Source organism: Bacillus sp. 7884-1 (assembly GCF_002272245.1).
Taxonomy (GTDB): Bacteria; Bacillota; Bacilli; order Bacillales; family Cytobacillaceae; genus Neobacillus.
In genome coordinates this window covers 1-22,594 of sequence record NZ_NPDD01000156.1, presented here as the reverse complement: position 1 = coordinate 22,594, position 22,594 = coordinate 1, and the positions used below count along the sequence as shown (strand labels likewise).

Here is a 22,594-nt window from a genome sequence, read left to right as displayed (position 1 = left end):
TAGAAAACTTGCCACTGTATTGGCAAGTTTTCTTGATTTTTAATTTACATAAATTATTCAACTAAAGTCACGTTCGTACAAAAAATGGTTCTCCCCATTCAATAAAGATTAATAAATTAATATTTCACAAATGGATAGACAAAAACCCTTTCATACACTAAGCATGCTAATTACACTTGAGGAATAAAAAAGTATATATCATTTATTATCCACTTAGTGTTGACAAATATTTTTAATATTTATATAGTTTAATTGTCAACCAAATATGTATATTAGTTAACAATTAAACGACAAGGGGAAAACAAAATGAAAAATCAACAAGTAAAATTAAGAATGATGATTGTTACGGCACTTTTTTCGGCAATCATTGGCGTATTGGCCCAAATAACCATTCCACTTCCGCTCGTTCCGATTACAGGACAAACACTTGCCATTGGATTAGCAGCAACAATCCTTGGGTCACGTTACGGATCATTTTCAGTTATTTTATATTTAATTATCGGTTCTTCAGGTGTACCTGTATTTGCAGAATTTTCTGGTGGATTTTCAAAGCTTATCGGACCAACAGGAGGATATTTAGTTGGCTTCCTTCCAACAGCCTTCCTTATTGGTTGGTTCATGGAAAAAACATCCTTCAACCTCAAAAATGCAGTGATTGCAAATAGTATTGGTATGCTAATCACTTTGACATTTGGGACTGTTTGGTTGAAAGTTGCTGCAAATCTTTCTTGGACAGCCGCCTTTGCGGGAGGATTTACACCATTTATAGTTGTTGGTTTAATCAAGGCTTCCCTTGCTTCGTGGATTGGTATCTTAGTTCGAAATCGATTAATTTCAGCTAAATTATTGTTTTCAGAAAAAAATAATCTATCAAAATCAGCATAAAAACTTCAGTAAAAAACAAAATCACTAACGCGATTTGAAAAAAAAAGAAATGACGTAATTACAATTCATACGTCATTTCTTTTTTCATATTATAAAGAAAGCACCAAAATACGGAACACTTTTTAAATATTGAGGCTAGTTTTATTTCATACAATCTATCTTATATTTTGCGCGATTCAAGAACTTGTCAATCCTCTTAACTGTTGATTCAATGTTCTCAGAGAAAATAGCCATGTGTCCAAAAAAGCCATGTACCATACCGGGTTCACATGCATATTCAACCTGCACACCAAATTTTTTCAGACGATCAGCATAAGCCCTTCCTTCATCCCGAAGCACATCATTTTCCGCTGTGATTACTAATGCTTGTGGGAGGCCACTTAAATCTTCAGCGACCAAGGGGGAAGCGTACTCATTACACCTATCCTCTTCATTCCTTAAATAATGATCACGGAACCAAATCAGCTGTTCGCGATCCAGACCAAATCCTTTTGCAAATGTTTGATGGGATTCCGTATTGCACTCAAGGTTTGTCGGAGGATAAAGTAAGACCTGAGCAGTGATGTCGGGACCTTTTCTGTCTCTCGCCATCATCGTAACTACTGTTGCTAGATTTCCACCTACGCTATCCCCTCCGACTGCCAATCTAGATACATCTCCGTTAAAGGAAGACCCTTTTTCATACACCCATTCCAAAGCCGCATATGCGTCTTCGACTGCAGTCGGAAACTTATACTCTGGTGCAAGACGATAGTTTACGGATACAACAATACTATCCGTTCTATTAGCGATCATTCGACAGCTTGCGTCCGTCGATTCAATGTCTCCGAGAACCCATCCCCCGCCATGGTAGTATAAAAATAGAGGAAAGGGACCTTGCCCTTCTGGTATGTATACCCGACATTTGATTTCTTCATCGTGGCTTACTGGAAGCATCAAATCCTCTACCTTTAATAGAGGTTCTAATTTTACAGCAGGGCGCGGTGCTTTAGAAAGTAAATCCCTAACAGTCTTAGGATCCATTTTATGAATAGGCGGCATCTGATTAAATGCTTGTAAATATTTTTCTGCTTGCGGATCTAAATTTACCAAGGAGCATCATCCTCACTTCAATTAATTTTAAAATTAACTCGGCTATATCCAACCTTTCATTCCGGCCAAAAGGCATTTAAAAACATAAAATGGTGATTTTATTCACCATATTTCGTTGAATAAAATCACCATCTCACTTGATATAAGAAATAATGGTGAATATAACTACCACCAGCTTTTTATCTAGTTACGGGTGCTCCTCCAATATAAAACTCGAAATCCGGGGCAATTTTCCTTCCATTTGGCATCATGAGCCATAATCTTAATAGATGGCGTTTCTTGTCATCTTCTTCGTAATCTTCAAAATGAGTCCGTGAATGAAAAACAGTATAATTATTAACGAATTGCATATCACCCGGTTCCATCATCATATCTATATGGAAGTTTTCATCATGAGTAAGGGAATCGATAAAATCAAATACTTCGATTTCCTCTTCCGACAAAGGTATCCCTGTTTTCGTTTGTGCTGATTGGACATATTGGCGAATATACCTACAGCTTAATTTACCATCGTAATAGCTAAAGATCGGTGTTTGAACTACTGGAGATTGACCTGGTGCTTCTTCCCCGCGAAGATCATGGGCAAATGGACGATAGAGAATTTCAAGGTACTCTGGGTGCTTCTCCAGAATTTCATTATAGATCGACATCGCACTTGCGATACTGCTTAAACCGCCAGATTTTGCTTTCTTAAGACATAGTAATCCGACCACATCAGCGAGATCTGTGTGATAATCAAGATGTACATTCGTTTGGTAACCACGTACTTTTGTATTATCACTAAAGTCTTTACCTACGTTTTTGATATGCCCTAAGAGTTCCCCAGTTTTGCTTTGGATTATCGGTAGTCCCAAGTGAAGTCCGAGACCCCAGTAAATGATGCCCGCTTCTTCGTCAGTAAACTGGTCCATTGGCAATCCACGAATCAATAGAAATCCTCTTCCATTCTCCAGCTCGTCAACAAAGTATTTAATTTCGTCAGCTAAATCAGGAATCGGGAAATCCTCCTTATTAAAATCAGGTGCTTTTAATCCCTTTTGTTGAACATGTAATACAGCCTTTTCAAGTGCAGCAATCGTGTTCTCGGACAAATAATAAATCCATGATTCATCTTTAGCCAGTTCACTACCTTTCCACGCAGAACGCCCTTGGATTTTTTCATTTAAAATGATTGACATAAATAATCCTCCTTTTTAATTTGTTTACTCTATTAATCTGAATGACTATCTCACTTTTACTTTATAAGGAACACATTTTCCTAAAATCTGATAATGTGTTCCCACTGGTTCTTACGAAATGTTGAAGCAAAATTACTTCAAAGTTTCTACAATACCGCCAGCTGTTTGTTTACGAGGAGGTACACCGCCGCGACCCGGTTTTCCCGTATTCTCATCAATAAACATCGCGAAATCCGGGGAAATTTCCCGGCCATTTGGCATCGTGAGCCACAATCTTAATAAATGACGTTTTCGATCCAGTTCTTCATAGTCTTCATATTGAGTACGTGAGTGAAGGATCGTATAATTATTGACAAATTGCATATCACCTTGTTCAAGCATCATATTATAATGCAATTTTTCATCATGAAGGAGGGAATCCAGTAAGTCTAATGCTTCAATTTCAACTTTTGACAGCTGGATACCTGTTTTCGCTTGTGCTGATTCGATAAATAAACGGACATATCGGCAGCTCAATTTTCCATCATAATAACTAAAGATTGGTGATGTAAATACTGGAGATTCTCCTGGCGCTTCCTCTCCACGACGATCAAAGTTAAATGGGCGACAGAGAATTCCTAAATATTCGGGGTTCTTCTCCAGAATTTCATTATAAACAGTCATCGAGCTGATGATACTGCTGTGTCCACCGGATTTCCCTTTTCGCAGGCTTAACAATCCGACAACGTCAGAACCATCCGCGTGAAAAGGAAGATGCAGTTTCGTTTGGTAACCGCGTACATTTGAATTTTCCAAGCTAAGACCTTGATCCCTAACGTGCCCTAAAAGATCACCGTTAGCGTTTTGCGAAACTGGAGTGCCCATATGAAGGCCGAGACCCCAGTAAATGATGCTGGCTTCTTCATCTGTATACCTTTCAATTGGTAATCCGCGAACTAATAGAAATCCTCTCCCATTCTCCAGCTCTTCAACAAAGTAATCGATTTCATCTAAGAGGTCTGAAATCGGGAAGTCCTCCTTGTTAAAATCCGGTGCTTTTAAACCCTTTTGTTTAACATGTGCTAAAGCGTTCTCAAGCGAAGCAATCGTTTTTTCGGACAAATAATAAACCCATGATTCATCTTTAGCCAAGTCAGTGCCTTTCCAAGCTACTGGCCCTTTAACTTTTTCCTTTAAAATGGTTGACATAAGTAATCCCCCTATAATAATTTAGTTATTTTCTTACTTTACTTCAGTCAATTCTCTTAACTCTCTGCGCAATATCTTCCCTGTTGAGTTCTTTGGCAGCTCTTTAAAAAATTCTACTTGTTTAGGAAGCTTGTACTTCACCAGCTTATCCTTACAGAATTCAATAATGTCATTCATGGTGAATTGCTCATCCTTAACTACGACGTATGCTTTTACACTTTCTCCGTATTCTCCATCAGGAACTCCAATTACGGCCGCCTCGACAACGGCAGGATGCTGATACAGGACTTCCTCCACTTCACGGGGATATACATTGTAACCGCCCACAATAATCATGTCCTTCTTGCGGTCAACAATGTAGATGTAACCTTCTTCATCCATTGTTGCGAGATCACCGGTGTAAAACCACCCGTCCTTAAAAGCTGCTGATGTAGCTTCCGGCATCCCCAAGTATCCCTTCATTACATTTGGCCCTTGAACAACTAACTCTCCGACTTCACCTCTCGGCAATTCTGTACCGAACTCATCTACCACTATGCTTTGGACAGCTGGAATATTCAGGCCGATAGAACCTGGTTTGCGAGTTCCTTTTAATGGATTAATCGCAACGAGAGGAGCTGTTTCCGAAAGTCCATATCCTTCTAAGATAGAAACGTTAAACTTGTTTTCAAATTTATGCAGCAGCTCGACCGGAATCGAGGCACCTCCAGAGATACACATGCGAATGGATTGGAAATCCTCCGCAATCGCTTCATGTAATTGATTGATAAAACTGTACATCGTAGGCACGCCTGCAAACACAGTTGCTTTTCTTTCTCGAATGGTGCTGACCACATCGACAGGGCTGAATCTAGGCTGGATCAAGACTGTTGCTCCACAAGCAATTGGTGCATTCAAACAAACTGTCATACAGAAAACATGAAACATTGGCAGGACTGCTACTACACGGTCATTTTCATCGAGTTCAAGTAATTTTGAAATAGAGTCTGCATTCGATGCTAAGTTCCGATGTGATAACATCGCACCCTTTGGTTTCCCGGTAGTGCCTGACGTGTACAGAATGACTGCAAGGTCTTCTTGATCAATGTAAGGGCTTCCACAAACATTCAGGCTTGTTGCCATGAGATGTTCCCATGTCCATTCCTGATTTTCAGCTTCGGTATAAATAACTAACTTTAGATTTTCCAATTGTTTCTTTACTTCTGATAACTTCGGCTCAACAGAAACGTGAGCAATGACCGCTTTAGCTTGACTATTATCTAATATGTAGCTGATTTCCCCTTGGGTAAACAAAGGATTGATCGGTACAACAAATGCACCTAATCGTAAAATGCCGTAGTAGGCAATGAGAAATTCAGGGCTATTTCCTAATAAAAGAGCCACTCCATCTCCCTTCCCTATTCCTTGGGCAGACAATCCAGCAGACAATTGATCCACCTGCTGATTTAGTTCCCTATAAGTAACACCTTTATCACTATAGATATAAGCGGTACTTTCTGGGAAATTACTTGCGCTTTTTTTAAGATTTTCGTATAAATTATTACTCATCAAATGATTTCCACCCCTTCTCCTCACTTTGAAGCGTTTTATACGCTTACTATTGTGAATATTTTAAATATTACTACATTCAGTATACTCATAAATAATAATTAAATAAAATTAAAGATTTTAATTTGTATATAACAATTGCTAATATACAAAAGTAAGGTGGCTGCTTCCATGTTCTCTACATTCACTTCTAAATAAAAAGACAAAGCCCATGTAAAATAGGCTTTGCCTTTTTGCATTTTTGCTATAATTGATTCTTTAAATAATTTTCTATTAACTCAATAAATAAGTTCATAGATTTCGTATGTAATTCAACAGATTCTGTGATAACCGAAAAATTTCTCTTTATCGGTGTTCCTTTTACATTTAATAATTGAATAGTACCAAGCAGTCTTTCTTTTTTAACAGTAAGTTCTGATAAATAACTAATACCCAGCCCCGCTTCGACTGCTTCTTTAATTAGTTGTGTGCTGCCGAACTCCATTAACCTAGTGGGACGTATTTGCAAAGATTGAAATAATTTTTCTGTTGCATCTCTTGTTCCAGAGCCTTCTTCACGGACAATCCAATTCTCTTGTTCTACCTGTCTTCGTGTAACCTCCTTATTATAATAAATTGGATATTTACCTCCTGCCATGATATACATTTGGTCTGTGGAAACTGTTTTAATATATATGTTTGTATGAGATATTTCCCCTTCAACTATCCCTACATCAATCTCATGACTTAGGATTGCTTTGGCAATATCTCTTGTGTTTCCAATTTGTACCGAAGGAATAATATTCGGGAATAGGTTCTTCAGTTTTGCAAGTATATGCGGTAATACATATTCACCAAATGTATAACTGGCACCAATTTTTAATAATCCTGTTGGCTCGTTATTTAATTCATTGACAAACATCGACATTCGTTTATATAAGCCTGTTATTTCTTTAGCATGTAAATAGACAATTTCACCTGCTTTCGTGAGCTTTACACTTTTGTTTGTTCGCAGAAGCAGTTTTGCTCCTATATATTTTTCTAATAGTTGAATTTGCTGGCTAACGGCAGGCTGGGTCATATGAAGCTCTTCAGCAGCTCTGGAAAAGTTTCTTTTATCAGCTACAGAAATAAATACAGATAATAGTTGATCCATTCGATCACCTTCTTTATATCGTTTTTACTTATAATATATATAATAATCATTAATTTTACTTATTGTAAATCATTCGTTACGATAATTATACATAAAGCAATCGAGGGGATGAATCCATTGGAACAAAAAGCATTAATATTGACCAATCCTAATCATGAAAAACAAGCGAAAAAAAAGCTAAATGTATCTTTGGTATATGGAATAGGATTTACGTTTATCATAGCCCTGTCTGGCTTTTTTTTGGCAGCAATACCCGGTCTAAATCGCATTGGGCCACTTGCATGTGCCATTTTACTTGCTGTTATTTATAGACAAATTTTTGGATATCCAGAAAGATTACGTACTGGTATTCAATTTTCAGCAAAAAAACTTTTAAGATTTGCGATCATACTTTACGGATTAAAGCTTAACATGATCGTCATATTTCACGAGGGCTTCCCACTATTGCTTAAAGGAGCCGTAACCATTATTTTTTCGATTGTTGTTCTTATGTTCATTGCAAAATTGCTTAAAGCAGATTTAAATCTTTCTTTATTACTAAGTGTTGGCACTGGTATTTGTGGTGCTGCTGCTATCGCAGCCGTATCGCCAATTATTAAAGCAAAAGATGAAGATACGGCTATGGGGGTAGGTATCATTGCATTAGTAGGCACAGTTTTTTCAATTATCTATACGTTATTATTTCCTTTATTGCCTATTAGTTCGATAGACTACGGAACCTGGGTTGGAATTAGCCTTCATGAAATAGGTCATGTTGCATTAGCAGCCGTTCCAGCAGGGCAGGATGCTCTTGCTCACGCATTACTGGCTAAACTTTCACGAGTATTTCTATTAATTCCACTTTGTTTTATCCTAATGTTTTGGATGAAAAAGAATGGAAAAATGGAAGGAGAAGCAAAATTCGAGTTTCCATGGTTTTTAATTGGTTTTATCGTCATGAGCTTCGTGGGGACCTATATCATGGGTTCTGAGGTTTTAGTATCAGACTCAATTATGACTGATATTGCAACTTTGACATCATTTATTTTAACAATGTCTATGACCGGCTTAGGGTTAAATATTAGCTTAAAAGAATTACGTACCAAAGCAATACGTCCGCTTATTGCTATTATCATTACATCTTTGCTTTTAACTATATTAACTTATTATAGTATTTAAACTTAAAAATCTTATCATATCGTACAAAAACAACATCCCAATTAATGGAATTTTCCCTCGACAAATGAGAAAATAAAACAGCCTGAGTTCTAGCTTGGCGGCAAGAACTCAGGCTGTTTTAGGTTTTTAATAAAGTCATCAATAAATTCCTTCGCTACTTTTGTTAAACCTTTTGTTTCTAAATATATAAGCCAGAAATCAATGGAAAAATAATTTTCTTCCCTTATAGGAATGATTTTTATTTCTCCATTTTTAACCATGGGACTATGGTTAAGAGAAAAATCATGCAAAAATAAAACGCCTTGACTTTCTTTTACCAATTCGAAAAGAAGGCTGCTGCTGTTTGATCTAATTAAAACTTGATTGGGATTCAATTTAATTAATTTTAATACCTTTTTATAATCCGATGAATGATATAGAACAAATTTTGAATTCTCTAAATCACTAAGAGTTACATATTCAAAAGAGTAATAAGGTGAATTTTTACCAACCGCTATACAAATGTGACCCTCATGAATATGTTCAAAACAAATATTTTTTTCTTTTTTCAATTCATTTATAGATGCATGTATGAAAGCGAAGTCATAGTTTTCTTTGTTGAAATTCTGAATAATATCTGTAGGGTTTTGCTCAACAAATTCGAAGGTAATATCACGATTTCCTGAATTGAACTTAACCATTGTTTCTTGTATTGCAAATGAAAAGGTGGGTGCTGTAATCATTTTTAAATGAGTTTGATTACTGTTTTTATAATCATAAATTTCTTTATTTAGTTCTTTCATGGTCTTAAGTATAGCCACTGCTTTGGAAATAACGATTTTACCTTCAAAAGTAGGAGTAACTCCTTGTTTTGCTCGGTTAAATATTTTTATTCCAAGCTCATTTTCTAGCTGTGTTATGGATTGACTCATCCCTGAAGGTGAAATAAATAATTTTTCTGCTGCTTTTGTAATGGACATCTCATTAGCAACATTGACAATATACTCCATTTGTTCAAAATTCATTCTATCACCTCAATTTCAGCTGATCAGATCCACATTATGATCTATGAAAACATTTTACACTTGATTTTTATTCTTCGCCAGACACAGTTGTTCTGCAAGGAATTTCAGATAAAATAAATAATTTTGGTCATTCATAGGACGCGTTCCCCAATCTGAGTACGCGCCCATCGAGCTATTCAGGATCCGCGTTAAGGATCTGTATGTCGAAATTCGGTTCAATCGACAATTGAGGATAGTCTTTGCGCCAATTCAAAGACTTCCAAATAGTCGGATTGTATGCCTTTAATTGTTTTCCAACGCCAAGAACGTCGCAATTCGCCTTTTGCAAAATGGCAATGGTCTCCAATGACTTTTCTTCCAAATGATTGCTCAGTTCTTTCTCCATTCGATTAATGTAATCAGGCTTCAAGTTACCAATTGAACTTTTAAGTCTGATAGCATTAATTTTCAATTTGACTCTGATTTTGACTTTCGGCAATCCGCTCGATTCGGGTTGGACGATAATCTTCGAATCTCCTTTTTTGACGGTAAAACCGTATTGGATGTGTTTTTCCTCTCCGTTTTCCTGGAAATCACCAGTATAGTATTGCCTTCCTTTGTCCTTCCCCAACATCAACATTAACATTCGGACTTGTTCTGTGCTAAGTTCCTCACCGGTATTTTTACCTTGGCGAAGTAATATAGCGCCGCTTAAATCTATTTTAGAATCGAATTGTTTCAACATGGGCAACGCAAAATCTCCCAGTGGTTCTTCTCTTGAAAGAATTAATTCCATCATTGAAATCTTGGGTGCAATTGAATTTTTTTCTAAATTTGTAATAAAATCGAATAGTTTATCTGAAAAATCTACCTTAGGGTCTTCAGAAGTTTTCAAAAGTTTAGATATGTGCCCATCAAATATATATATGGGGACATTGATGGCAGTATAGGGTGCTTGAAGTAAAAAAGCAAGCTCATTAATTGGATCATGCGATGCGAAACTCTTGCTAAAAATGTAGCCACCAGTGCTGATCGACAAGAAAGGACCTTGATCGGTGTATTCTCCTTTGCCGACTGCTTCCACTAAACTAGGTCCTCTTAGCTCCGACATTTGCGAATTTGGTTTTCCTGATCCATGACCGGGACTTTTGAGTTTTGTAACGACATAATTGAGCACAACGTCCCCACTCTCCTCGTCCCAGTCTAAACCAGTGAAGTTGACTAAATGAAGTTGTTTCAGTGGCAATCTATCCCAACATCCGGTCAAGAGCAGCAGCAATAAAATTCCAATTGTCGCTTTTTTCATCCTTTCGCCACCTTTCTCCGTACTATTGAAGCGAGAAGCAGAATTGTCGGTACAATGGCAATGATAAACCAAGTAGCATAATTATGAAAGTTGGAAATTCGGAACAACCATTGCTTGTCGGAGCCCCATAAGCCGACAGTGAAGCAAACGATTGCAAATATCCATACCAAAAAAGAATGTTTGCGGATTTCCTTGCCTCTGACGAACGCCAGATAACGGGCACCCAAAAACAAATAAACAAAAACCGTTGCCGTAGTCACGGACAGCCAAATTGTCATAAATACAATATCGAGGCTTTGAACAACTGGCCAATTGAATTTACGGAGAATAAACACCATAGGTTCGGGAATGACTTTTAATTGACTTTCACTGAAGTTATACGTCACAATAAACGCAACCAACACATAAATCATGGTCGTGAATCCATTGGCGGCCGACATTGCAATAAAGATATCCTTCTTCTTATGGCAACTTACGAATGGAAAAACATATAGGAGAAGCTCGAATCCCGAGTATGCCCATAAGGTAGGGATAGAATCCTTTATAATCGATCCGATCCCGTGATTACCAACCGGTAAAAAATTACGGACGTCCCCTCTACCCATCCCACTAACAAATATGATCACAATGCAAATCAGGAACATGATCAGAATCAATTTCGTGATTTGAGCAATAGACCGGAGATTAGATGAAGCGATATACGCACCGATCATGCACGATACTCCGATTAACACGAACCAGGGGGTCTCAAATAACACCCATCGGCTAAGGACATTGGAATAATTTACGATGACAATAAGACTATTTTCCACGCAGTAGGCTGCAAACAAGAAGTTCACTATCGCTCCTAAAGGTTTTCCAGTGATTTCAAATATGTAAGAGGGTAAAGGCCGATCGGCATATCTTTTTCCAAGTTTATAGATGATTAGAATGATCCCTTGAGCGATCACACCTCCAAGTAATAGAGAAATCCACGAATCGTAGCCCGAGTGGAGTGATTCATCGTAAGGGATCGATAATACGTGAGCCCCGATTTGGGTCAGAATAACGAGGCAAACTAGACTACCAATGGAAATCTTTTCTAAGTGTATCATTCGGTTCACCCTCTTGAATCTCCTATTCTCGTTTCGTCTTGCGCCAAGCTTTCCTTCGGGCGTTTTTTCAAGCTCCTAATTGGTCCTCGGAAAAGTGTATCCTTAATCGTATTGCGGCTAAGCCCCGAGTAAAAGTAAGGAATACCCATCGTGTTCATACGGGCCAAATATGTCAGCAGCCAAAGAAATGAAAGCTCTAGCCCGATTAACCCAAAGATTGAGGCCATGGCGATGAACGGGTAACATAATATTCGGGCCGCGTTACTCATTTCGTAGGATGGAATAATAAAAGAAGCAATAGCCGTTAACGCCACTATAATGACCATCATATTGGAGATAAGATTGGCCTCAACAACTACAGTACCGATAACGATACCGCCGACGACGCCGATCGTCTGGGAGATCGGACTTGCGAGACGGATGGCCGCCTCTCGCAAGATTTCAAGTACCAGCAGCATCGATATCGCTTCTAGTAAGGGTGGCATCGCGATGTATTCCATGGAGCCTTTAAGCGTCAGGGCGATCTCGAACGGGAGAATGCGTGGATCGAAAGTAACAACGGCCACGTAAGCTCCAGGTAAGCTTATTGCTAAAATAAAGCAGATGAGCCGAAGAAATCGTATGACGCTACCAAACAGCCAGCCTATTTGGTAATCGTCGGGAGATTGGAGGAACGCCCAGAACGATACCGGGAAGATTATGCCATCTGGCGAACCATCGGTTAAAATTGCGATTTTTCCTTCCATCAAATAAGATCTAACTCGGTCAGGTCTTTCGGTTACGAGCATTTTCGGAAATAGCGAGAATTTTTTATCTTCGATCAACTCTTGAAGAATACCTGGCGCTTCAACATAATCGATGTCGATGTTCGCGATCCTGCGATCAAACTCCTTTAAGACATCTTTGTTGGCGAGAGAACGCAGGTAAAGTACTGCGACTTTTGTATTCGACCTGCGGCCAACCTGATAGAACTTTACGACAAGATCGGGCGACGCGATCTGCTTACGCATCAAATTGAGATTCGTATCTAGGTTTTCGATTAACGCTTGGTTGGAACCCCGCAGTACCCGTTCGTTCACCGGTATATTTACCGCGCGTTCCTTATTAAGCTCAGTTCCAAGCAAATAGAACTTCGCTTCGCCTTCAATTTGAACCACTGTCTTCCCTTCGACTAGCGCTTTTGATGCGTCCGAAAGAAGATCCGTCTCTTTGTAATCTAAAATGGACACGGCATCACGGACACTGAAATGTGTGTTACCAAGCAAATTGCGGATTATATGTTCTTGCACCACGGCAAGATCAATCATTGTATCCAAATAAAAAAGACGATAATGTCTGTCACCGGCCACAAAATCGCTCGTTTTGAAGTCTGAGCTTTGGAATAGCATTGCTTTCAGCGACTTCTCGTTTATGTCAAGAGAACGGTCGGCTTTCATTTTGTCCCTCTTTTCTCCAAAACGGAAAGTTTATCCTATTTTCCCCACAATTTCTATTCATATTCCGTTATAAAGCAATTGAAATAAACTTTTCGCTACATCGAGTGGCAGCTTTATTTTTTGCATATTTCATTTGATTGTCTTCTTAAGTATTACTTCACAAGATACTCCATTTTTCTAAATGTACTTAATATTTCGAAGAATGTAGAATGTTGTAGTAATAGAGAGAAATGGTCAGGAGGAATTTAGTTATGTATGAGGGCAAAATCATCAAGTTTTACCGTGAGAAATACAAACTAACTCAAGAACAATTAGGGAAAGATATATGTTCTATCACTCATATAAGTAAAATTGAATGTAATCAAACAACCTATTCACCTGAAATCATTTCTTTATTATCCAAGCGGCTTGGAATAAATATAGAGTTGGAAGTAAATAAACTTAAAAATATTAAACAACACTTATTTCATTGGCAGGATGCTATAATTATGCAATCCTTTGAAGACATGGAACAAATTAATAGTGAGCTGGAGCGCGAATTATTAATTGAAATCTCAGAATATAGATTTATGTATCAGTTACTTCGAGCTAGATATTTTCTAATGAAAAATTGGCCCCTTGAGGCAATTAAGACTATAAAAAAATTACAAAAAATAGAAAACAAATTAACACCCTATGAAACCAATTTATTAAAACATGTTATGGGTATCTACTATATAGCAAAACAAGAATACGTAAAAGCAATAGAAACATTAAAAACCATACAAAATGAGGATTATAATAATCCAGAATATTATTATCACCTGGCAATAGCCTACCACACTATACAATCACCCGTTTTGGCTTATTATTATGCTGAAAAATCCCATCAATTCTTTCAGGATATGAATAACTATCTTAGAGTTATTGATGCAGAAATGCTTATGATCATTCAGGTTGAAGTTGATGATGGTAAAGAGGAAATACTACAAAGGTTTAAAAAATTAATCAAAAGCTGCGATTTACTTAATGCCCCTGAGCGAAAGGCAAAAGTGTTGCATAACTTAGCGGCAGAATACCTCCGAAGAAAAAACTATGAGCAAGCAAGCAGGTTTTATAAACAATCTATGTCCCTTAAGGATCCAGAATCTCCTGTCTACTTACTTTCTTTAGAAGGTTTTATTCGCAGTTCATTTGATGGGAATCTAATTAACAATGATCAACTAATACAACTGGCAGAACATGGATTAACAATTGCAACTAGGATTAAGGAGTTATTATATATCCATTTATTTAAACTTCTACTTTACTTATTAAAATCTAAAGAAAAAGAATATCATCAATATTTATTCAATAAAGCATTACCTATGTTTAGTAATTCTGGTTATACTTATTTGATAAAGCGTTCTAAAAAGGAATTATTTCATTATTATTCTAATAATAATTTACTGGATGAAGCATTGGAAATGGCAAACTTATTAATCAACGCTTAAAAACTTGTCTACAGTCTAGAAGGAGGATGATTCTTCCTTCTTTTTCATTTGAACAAAAATATCCCTGAAAATTTTCAGGGATATTTTTGTTTCTTATTTGCTAACCGTTACTTTTGTAGCAGCACTTACGTTGCCAGCTTGATCTTTTGCTGTTACGTAAAGGTTTGTGCCTTTTTTTTGTTTTTCAATGGAAATAGTGAACTTCCCATCTTGATCAGTTTTTCCAATTCCAATTGTATCTTTACCTTCTTTTACAACAATCGTAGAGTTTGCTTCAGCTGTACCTGTTACTTCTGTTGTCTTAGAAGTCACTGTATCAACTGTCGGCGCATTTGGAGCTGTTTTGTCAATCGTAAAGTTTACGGTTGTTTCGTTTCCAGCTGCGTCGGTTACCACTAATGTGTGACTTCCTTCGCTAGCAACGGTCTTACCACTTGTAAATTCATTCCCATCTAATGTAGCCGTTCCTTCATTAAAGGTAATGATCACATCTTTGTTGTAAAGTCCATTGTTGCTTACACCCGTTACGACTGGAGTTGTTTTATCAATGGTAAATTTCACCGTTGTTTCGTAACCGGATGCGTCCGTTACCACTAATGTGTGGTTACCCTCGCTGGTAACTGCCGTTCCGCTTGTGTAATCTTTTCCATCTAATTTAGCTGTTGCTTCATTAAAGGTAATGATGACATCCTTGTTGTAATGCCCATTGTTTTCTACACCAGCTGCCCATTTTGCGTAAAGTCTAACGTCGCCTTCAACCTCATCTGTCGCAAAATTCCATGCTGTTTTTCCTGCAGCATCCTTATACCATCCAAGGAAGGTATAACCAGCTCTTGTTGGTGCTGTAGGTGCTGTGATTGTTGTATTATATTCTGCTGTCTCAGTCTGTACTAAGCCACCATTTTGACCATCAAAAATAACTGTGAATTTAGTAGGTGACCATTTTCCATAAATTGTTTTTGCAGAATAGATGGAGTTTGTGAAAACCCATGGAAGTGTACAATTCTCATCTGCGAACCAAGTTAAATCATAACCGTAAACAACTGGTTCAGTAATGCGACGTGTAACAATTTGGTCTTTTACTTCAAATGGTACATTTTCACCTTTTACGACAAAGTGAATATTGTATCCATTCACGATTTTTTGGATCACTGTTACATCTGCATAATCTGTTGCACTGATTGTAATATTGAAATCACCTGTTTTTACAAATAGGCTTTTATCGAAAGTGATTGTGCCAGTTTTTGTATCGATTGTATATTTCGCCTGATCAACAATGGAACCAGCTAATTTGATACGTATAATCGCCTTCGCCCAGTCGACATCACTAAATTCAAGCGTCATGTCATTACCTAGAGCATTATCACTTGTATCAGGTGAAACGATCGACGTTGCTAATGCATATTTTGCATAAAGTGTAATCGGTTTTGTCACAATGCTTGCAAAATCATATGGCGTTGTTAACGCTCCATCTGTATACCAACCCATAAACTTAAAGCCAGCTTTTATTGGATCAATCGGCTTCGTGATACGTGAATCCGTAATTATTGGATTAATCGCATCTCCGCCGTTTGATTCAAAGGATACTCTGTAGCCAATTACTTGGTCAGTGACAACTGCATTACGGTATCCTTCAGATACAATCGTTACATTAAACTTTTGTCCTGCAGCGAATAGTGAATTATCAAGTACAATCGAACCTTTTTTCGTTGTTGAATCGTACACAATACGATAATCGGAATTTATAACTAAATCTTTTGAACCAATGCTTACCTTTTTGATATTGGTTTTCCATATTCCATCATCTATGAATGGTAACGTTATGTCACTTCCGACTATGTTATCGATCACATCTTTTGCAACGGTTGGTGCTGGTTTTACCCATATCACATACAGGTTTGTGTTGTCGATAATTGGTTCGCTCACCGCTTGAGAAATAAGTGAAATACTTTCACTTGTTCCTTCTTTCGTCTTATATAGATTTGGCATGATTGTTAAATCGTCTTTTACCAATTTATTGGCTGCCGATTCCATGCTGATTCCATATAATTTTCCATTGATAATTCTATCCCAGAAGAAGGAATCATTCGGTGTTTTAGTTGTTCCGCCGTTTAAGTCAATATGACTTCTGTAACCTAATTTCACGTCTGGAATCGAAATCGTTTGTCCACCTGTTGATGTCACCGTTAATTGGTACCCTGCATATGGGCTTGCCGATATGGCTGGCGCTCTATCAAAGGCAAACTTTTGATCTGGATGTTCACTCGCAAACTTTTCGGTTGCCGTTGTGAACGATAACGTTCCATTCGTTCCGTTCTGTGTAAAGTCATACGTACTTGGATCGATGACTTCTGTCGTCCTCACCGTTTCATTTGTTCCATCTGGTTTTACTTTGTAAAATGTTTTTTCAATTTTTTGAATATCGATCTTACTCGTTAACCAAGAAACGTTTGTTGCGTAGTCAGGAATGTTGATGTTTAAGTCGCCTTCCCCAAGAACCCAACCTCTACCGCTGACAGAACCATTCGTTCCATCGAACTTTGGTCCACTTGGATTCGATGGATCCACAAGCGAATAATTTTGTCCAATATTTAATTGCCATTTTGCATAAACCGTTTTATCACCTGTTAACATTGCAGGTGCATTAAACACTGTTGTACATTGAGGTTCATTATACCAACCTAAGAATTGGTATCCTGGTCGAGTCGGTACTGGTTTACTTGACGAGATGTAAAAATCACTTGAACCTGGTGTTACTTTGTTTCGACTTGGATTATAACTAACCGCTGTTTCCGGAATTGCTGAACCACCTTGGCTATCAAACGTTAACTTGTATCCGACAGCTTGTGCAGCAGTTGGTGGATTACTGTTATCACCTGTATATTTTCCAATGATGACACCTGGATAAATCGTACCATCCGCACCTTGTGAGTAAACTACAAATTGATAATTTTGCGGCAGGAAGTTTGCTCCCCCTGGAACGATTGTTGCTGAATTTATTTCTGATGATGTACCAACTGGTGAATTCGTTTTAAATAAGTCTTTATTAAATGTGATTTTACCTGGTTGCGTGATGTCATAATATGAACTCGGCACTTCAATTGTACCTGCATTCTGATTAAAATGGCGAACCGTGATTCGATTAATTCCATTACGCCAATTTAGATCATCTGTAAATGAGACTGTTAAATCTTCACCGATATGTGCTTTTGTTCCATCTGTTACAAGTGGAACAGTCGGTGTTTGAATCGGTATTTCAGTCACTGTAAAACTCTTCGTAACATCTTGGTATCCTGTTGCCTTTATGGTAACAGTGTACGTTCCCGCTGCTGTAAATAATGAACCTGGTAACGTAATTTTAGATGGTGATTTGACAATACCAATTTGTGGGTCAAAATAGATAGACCCCTCTTTTATCGTTACGTCATTCGTCACATCTGTCGTTCCAAGAGATACTTTTGTAATCGCTTTTCTCCAGACTACATCATCTAAAATATAATTGTTATTTGGTACAATTGAAATTGTTGCACCATGTTGCAAGTCTTGTAACATTGGCAGAGTTGATCCCGATGTTGTTTGAGCCGGGCCTGCAAAATTTAGTTTCGTCATTACTGCAGCTAGGTCATCACCAGCTGTTAAGCTAATCGAACCGCCATACGGAGTTGTGATGTTTGTATCTTGATCAACCGTTAATTGTGGCGATGGGACTGATTTTCCTGCACTGATTGCACTTTGGTTTTGTATTCCAAAGTTTTTGAAAATAAAGTAGAAGTCATTGTAATCAATTGCAAGACCAAAGCCACCCGGTGCGATCCAGCGAATATCCGAAGCTCGGTTAGCAGCTAGGAATGCATTTTTCGCAGCTGTATTTGCTGGAACTGGATTGTTAATGGACGTTAAATTTTTCCAATTGTAATAGGTTGTGATTTCTGCAATTAAGTCTTCCATGTCGATGACGTCATCGCCATTGACATCCCCACCTAATAATAAAGGTGTTTGACTTGATGGGAAATCGTAATTACTTCCGGATTGGTACCCAAATCGGTTATTCCCAATCACAGGTGTTTTTTGATAGCCTTTGAAATGCCCTGGCATCGAAAGTTCTACCGAATACGGTTTATCACTTACATCTGTGGTAACCCCATACGTTCCCGTTTGATTACCCTGATATTGAATGCTGTTATTAAGTGAGGTTGGTGAATCCGTTGTAAATGATTTTCCTGTATCGTCTGTCGTTTTAACCGTTACTTTCCCTGAGGAAGCTGTTGTGATTCCTGTGAAGCTTCCACTTAAACTGTCTGCACGGAAGGACTCAGCGAACATTCCTCCCGTAATGAGGGATGATGCTGCTTTTACAAATGGGAAATTCTTCATGAAAGTTGGAACTTTCGTATCGGCACCGGATAAGTTTAATTTTGAATTAAGGACAAAGTAACTTACCGGCCCGACAAGTGGACTGTCAGTCTTAAATGTTACATCAACATCTAAAAGGTTGATATTTTGATGAGCCTGATCAATCGCCCCTGCTGCTCCTACATCCGGAATCGTTACATCCGTTGATTTTCCACCATTACGAGAATCATCATAAGGTGTTCCAATCGTTAATGCAGGTGGTGTAATACCTTTGCTAATTAAATAATCTGAATATTCTCGAGAAAGACGGATATTATCAAACGTATATAAATGACTATTCAATGTTAAACTTCCGCCTGTCATGCCTAGAGCATATTTTGCCGCGATTTGACCGTTAAACGGTCTATCCTTTTGAACAACTGTTTTTCCTTGGCTTTCAAGCCCCGGTTCTACGCCACCAGTTGATTGAAGCGTTAAATACGGCGAACCTTTTTTGATGAAATAGTACATTTGTTGTGTCATGCCGATATCTCCAGCTTGTGCATAATCTTGCGGATAAATCCAAAATTGGCTTCCTTTTGGCGTAATATCTTCTGGTGTAACTCCAAAATGGAATCGGCCTTCTGCATCTGTACGGAAAATATTTGTCACAAATGCTCCGTCTTGATAACCCCAAACCACATTCAACGCTTGGTCAACAGGCGCTTGTTTATTGTGGTCTTCGATATCTGGCACTGATGTTTCACCATTATTCTTCATTCGATCGATGTTCGAATCATAAACTTTCCCATGAAATCCTTTGATTTCTTGTCCTGGTTCCCAACCCGTCGGATCTATTTCATAGATTCCTGGTTGTGAATCTTGATCCATTGTGATTGTTGGTGCTTGGTAATCAACATAAAGAGTGTCTTCTTTTTTGTATTGATTTCCTATTGCATCTGTCGCAACCATCTCAATGGAGTATGAACCATCTTTGATGATAGCTGGTGTTTTTGAAATACCAGATTGATCCAATGTACCATTGTAGTCTTTTGTAAATGGAAGATAATTTCCACTACTCAACATTTGGAAAGGACCATAGGTAACACCTGGGCCAGCTCCACCGATTGGCATTGCATTTTGAACAACCCCTAGATAGTTACCATCTTTATCTTTTAATAAGATATAAACACTTTCCATCGCACTGTTCACAGAGAATATATAACCTGATCCCGGTTGGCCCATATTTGGATTATAGTTTCCTGTGTTTCTTTCTGTACCGGTCATTGCTTTGATATCAACTTTAAAGTCAATTCCTTTTTCAGAAACCGTAATCGTGAATGGAAGACGATAGTGTTCTGATGCATCATTTGCATTAACTAAATTTACATATCCTTCATACGTCCCATTGACAGCATTTGCAGGAACTGTAATTTTTGCTGTTGCCTTCGTTGTAGCTCCTCCACCAACTGTCAAGCTATCTGTTTTTGTTTCATTCACAGAAACGTCGATTTTTACATCGTTCCCTGTTCCAGGACCTACTTTATGTGATAATGCAAACTTTGTTGAAAGAAATTCTGTGCTCACATTAAATGTTTTGTTTCCAGTTCCTTGGTTTACAACGTTTAAATCTTTTGATTGAACGACATCATCTGAACCGTTTGTTGCGCCTTCTCCGCGACCTTTGAATCCGAAGTTTAAGCTTCCTGTGATGTTATCAATTTGTTTGATTTCAGCTGGACCATTTGAACGATCAATCGTGTTCACTTTATCTAATACTTGAATTTTGATATCGGTATGAACCGCACGATATGCATCAACACGTCCTGCACCCACTTGGTACACACTATATGTTTTTGAATCCGTGTTAATATCTTTTGCTGTATTCATTAGGATTGTCTTTACATCAGCAGGTGTGTATTCCGGATGCGCTGCTAAAACTAGCGCAATAATCCCTGCCACGTGAGGCGTTGCCATTGATGTACCAGATATTGCTTGATATGAGTACTTGTAATCAGGCGTTCCTGTGATTTGTGGCATCCAAAGATCTTTCGGAGCAGTTGACCAAGTATCAACACCCGGTGCAACGATGTCTGGTTTGATTGTCCAGTCTTTTACTGGTCCTGTTGAACTAAAGCTTGCTAGCTCATCCCCTTTTACAATCGTTGGCGCATCAAGTGCTAAAGGGAACGTAATGCTTGCTGAATCTTTATTTGCTTTAATTTGTTCTGCAAGTGCTTGACCTTGTGCTTTTGTTAATGAAATCGAATACACATTGTCATTTTTTACACCTAAGAAATTGGGAATGTAACCTTGTGTTTCTGCATCTTCTCTGTCATTCCAAATAATCATTCCTTTAGCGCCTGCTGCTTTCGCATTTGCCATTTTCGTTGTTAAATAATCACCATCTCCACGTTTAACAAGAGCGAATTTTCCTGTCATATCACGACTTTCATAATCAGCAGGTTTCCCTGAACCAACATCAACGATCGAGATTGTTTGTCCCTTAAACTCATCATCCTCTTGTGAGAAGTTTTTTCCAAATAAATGTGCTGGGTATGAGTTTGTACCAAACTTTAGCGTCATTGCTGCAATTTCTTCTGGAATCGAACTTGCTCCAACTGTGATTGCTAGTGGTGAAGTACCTGGTGAACCAACTGTCGCTTGACCAGGTCCAGCATTACCTGCTGCTACCGCACATATCACACCTGATAATGTTGCGTTGTTAATTGCCACACTTGTTGGATAGAATGGATCATTGAGTGTATTACCTAATGAAAGGTTAATCACGTCCATATGATCTTTAACAGATTCCTCAATACCTGCAAGTACTGATTCACCCGTACCTCGTCCACCTGGACCTAATACACGGTAACCATGTAACTCGACATCTGGTGCTACACCATTCGCTGAGAAAGTTTCATTATTTGTTGTTGTATTTGCTGCAATTGTTCCTGCAACGTGCGTTCCGTGATTCGTAATATAGGGTTTATAGTCTGCAGGTGGTGCGCCGAATAATGGATCTGGATGGTCTTTTGCATATTCCCAATCCTCATAGGTTGTTTCCATTGGATCATGGTCATCAACAATCATTACATTTCCATCTTCACCTAAAATGGCATTGACAAAGTCATGACCACCGTAAAGATTTCCGTTTGCATCATGTGTAACTTTATATAGATCAGGGTGATTGTAGTCAATCCCTGTATCAAGGACACCGACTTTTACTTTTTGCCCTGCACGAGATCCTGATTTAAATACCCCAGTATTCCCTTCTGCTTGCAATTTGTCTGCTCCTACTATTTTAAGACCGTCTGTCATTTTTCCAGTAGCTGGTGCTGCTGTTTGAGTTTGAGTTGCAGTTCCGGTTGCTGCTTTAAATTCAGTGACTGGCCAAACAGAAGCAACTTCTGGGCTCTCCGCAATCTTCGTTAAAAGATTTGATGGTACGGATAACGATACCCCGTTGAACGCTTCAGAATACTCACGTTCAATTGTCACTTCTGACTTCACTGATTTTCCACCAATGATTTGCGTAATTGGTTGAGCGGCCACAAACTTTTTAAAGTTTGCATGGGACTCATCAACTTCCTTTTTTGCTGTTGAATAGTCAGCTGTAAAGACTTTCGCATTTGCTGTTGCCCCACCATTCGCTAAGGACTGTTTAATGATTTGAATCTTGGCTGGATCTGTTTTAAACTGAACGATCACATCAAGATTACCGCCTTTACGCAAATCCTTTTGATCGACATGGATTTTTTGAGTAATGTCTGCACCAGTTAATTTG

13 protein-coding genes are annotated in these 22,594 nt (G+C 38.2%); 3 read left to right on the top strand and 10 right to left on the bottom strand.

What is annotated here, in order from left to right; translation table 11 throughout:
• Nucleotides 1–306: 306 nt before the first annotated feature.
• Complete coding sequence (locus CHI06_RS18160) at nucleotides 307–885, top strand: biotin transporter BioY (RefSeq protein ID WP_095250039.1); 579 nt, start codon at nucleotides 307–309, stop codon at nucleotides 883–885.
• Between the two features lie 141 nt (nucleotides 886–1,026).
• Here CHI06_RS18160 and CHI06_RS18155 read toward each other — a convergent pair whose 3' ends face one another.
• From CHI06_RS18155 to CHI06_RS18135, 5 genes are all read right to left on the bottom strand, one after another.
• Nucleotides 1,027–1,977 (bottom strand): alpha/beta hydrolase, encoded by a 951-nt coding sequence (locus tag CHI06_RS18155; RefSeq protein ID WP_095250038.1) that lies wholly within the window; start codon nucleotides 1,975–1,977, stop codon nucleotides 1,027–1,029.
• 179 nt (nucleotides 1,978–2,156) lie between these two features.
• Nucleotides 2,157–3,155: a TauD/TfdA family dioxygenase gene (locus tag CHI06_RS18150; protein ID WP_095250037.1), complete on the bottom strand. Its 999-nt coding sequence runs from the start codon at nucleotides 3,153–3,155 to the stop codon at nucleotides 2,157–2,159.
• Between the two features lie 132 nt (nucleotides 3,156–3,287).
• Nucleotides 3,288–4,343 (bottom strand): TauD/TfdA family dioxygenase, encoded by a 1,056-nt coding sequence (locus CHI06_RS18145; RefSeq protein ID WP_095250036.1) that lies wholly within the window; start codon nucleotides 4,341–4,343, stop codon nucleotides 3,288–3,290.
• Between the two features lie 33 nt (nucleotides 4,344–4,376).
• On the bottom strand, nucleotides 4,377–5,891 hold the full coding sequence (locus CHI06_RS18140; protein ID WP_095250035.1) for a long-chain-fatty-acid--CoA ligase: 1,515 nt from the start codon (nucleotides 5,889–5,891) through the stop codon (nucleotides 4,377–4,379).
• A gap of 244 nt (nucleotides 5,892–6,135) precedes the next feature.
• Complete coding sequence (locus CHI06_RS18135; protein WP_095250034.1) at nucleotides 6,136–7,026, bottom strand: LysR family transcriptional regulator; 891 nt, start codon at nucleotides 7,024–7,026, stop codon at nucleotides 6,136–6,138.
• A gap of 108 nt (nucleotides 7,027–7,134) precedes the next feature.
• On the opposite strand from CHI06_RS18135, the gene CHI06_RS18130 reads away from it, so the two are divergent.
• Nucleotides 7,135–8,184 carry a YeiH family protein gene (locus CHI06_RS18130; RefSeq protein WP_095250033.1) on the top strand — a complete coding sequence of 350 codons (1,050 nt, stop codon included), beginning with the start codon at nucleotides 7,135–7,137 and terminating at the stop codon, nucleotides 8,182–8,184.
• 89 nt (nucleotides 8,185–8,273) lie between these two features.
• On the opposite strand, the gene CHI06_RS18125 is transcribed toward CHI06_RS18130, so the two are convergent.
• The 4 genes from CHI06_RS18125 to CHI06_RS18110 all read right to left on the bottom strand — a co-directional run bounded on the left by CHI06_RS18125 (nucleotide 8,274) and on the right by CHI06_RS18110 (nucleotide 13,003).
• On the bottom strand, nucleotides 8,274–9,188 hold the full coding sequence (locus CHI06_RS18125; RefSeq protein WP_095250032.1) for a LysR family transcriptional regulator: 915 nt from the start codon (nucleotides 9,186–9,188) through the stop codon (nucleotides 8,274–8,276).
• Nucleotides 9,189–9,360: 172 nt separating this feature from the next.
• Nucleotides 9,361–10,473 (bottom strand): Ger(x)C family spore germination protein, encoded by a 1,113-nt coding sequence (locus CHI06_RS18120; protein ID WP_095250031.1) that lies wholly within the window; start codon nucleotides 10,471–10,473, stop codon nucleotides 9,361–9,363.
• Complete coding sequence (locus tag CHI06_RS18115; protein WP_095250040.1) at nucleotides 10,470–11,567, bottom strand: GerAB/ArcD/ProY family transporter; 1,098 nt, start codon at nucleotides 11,565–11,567, stop codon at nucleotides 10,470–10,472. The genes CHI06_RS18120 and CHI06_RS18115 overlap by 4 nt, the downstream gene beginning before the upstream one ends.
• A gap of 5 nt (nucleotides 11,568–11,572) precedes the next feature.
• Complete coding sequence (locus tag CHI06_RS18110) at nucleotides 11,573–13,003, bottom strand: spore germination protein (protein WP_095250030.1); 1,431 nt, start codon at nucleotides 13,001–13,003, stop codon at nucleotides 11,573–11,575.
• Nucleotides 13,004–13,254: 251 nt separating this feature from the next.
• Between CHI06_RS18110 and CHI06_RS18105 the strand changes: the two genes are divergently transcribed.
• A complete protein-coding gene (locus CHI06_RS18105; protein WP_179292679.1) occupies nucleotides 13,255–14,475 on the top strand; it encodes a helix-turn-helix domain-containing protein in 1,221 nt (406 codons plus the stop codon).
• 93 nt (nucleotides 14,476–14,568) lie between these two features.
• On the opposite strand, the gene CHI06_RS18100 is transcribed toward CHI06_RS18105, so the two are convergent.
• On the bottom strand, nucleotides 14,569–22,518 hold the full coding sequence (locus tag CHI06_RS18100) for a S8 family serine peptidase (protein WP_218833108.1): 7,950 nt from the start codon (nucleotides 22,516–22,518) through the stop codon (nucleotides 14,569–14,571).
• Between the last annotated feature and the right edge of the window lie 76 nt (nucleotides 22,519–22,594).

Excerpts from the sequence above, each read along its gene's own strand:
- CHI06_RS18125 (WP_095250032.1), bottom strand. The coding sequence starts at position 9,188 with ATGAATTTTGAACAAATGGAGTATATTGTCAATGTTGCTAATGAGATG.
- CHI06_RS18135 (WP_095250034.1), bottom strand. The coding sequence starts at position 7,026 with ATGGATCAACTATTATCTGTATTTATTTCTGTAGCTGATAAAAGAAAC.
- CHI06_RS18160 (WP_095250039.1), top strand. The coding sequence starts at position 307 with ATGAAAAATCAACAAGTAAAATTAAGAATGATGATTGTTACGGCACTT.
- CHI06_RS18145 (WP_095250036.1), bottom strand. The coding sequence starts at position 4,343 with ATGTCAACCATTTTAAAGGAAAAAGTTAAAGGGCCAGTAGCTTGGAAA.
- CHI06_RS18150 (WP_095250037.1), bottom strand. The coding sequence starts at position 3,155 with ATGTCAATCATTTTAAATGAAAAAATCCAAGGGCGTTCTGCGTGGAAA.
- CHI06_RS18110 (WP_095250030.1), bottom strand. The coding sequence starts at position 13,003 with ATGAAAGCCGACCGTTCTCTTGACATAAACGAGAAGTCGCTGAAAGCA.
- CHI06_RS18120 (WP_095250031.1), bottom strand. The coding sequence starts at position 10,473 with ATGAAAAAAGCGACAATTGGAATTTTATTGCTGCTGCTCTTGACCGGA.
- CHI06_RS18115 (WP_095250040.1), bottom strand. The coding sequence starts at position 11,567 with ATGATACACTTAGAAAAGATTTCCATTGGTAGTCTAGTTTGCCTCGTT.
- CHI06_RS18105 (WP_179292679.1), top strand. The coding sequence starts at position 13,255 with ATGTATGAGGGCAAAATCATCAAGTTTTACCGTGAGAAATACAAACTA.
- CHI06_RS18140 (WP_095250035.1), bottom strand. The coding sequence starts at position 5,891 with ATGAGTAATAATTTATACGAAAATCTTAAAAAAAGCGCAAGTAATTTC.
- CHI06_RS18130 (WP_095250033.1), top strand. The coding sequence starts at position 7,135 with ATGAATCCATTGGAACAAAAAGCATTAATATTGACCAATCCTAATCAT.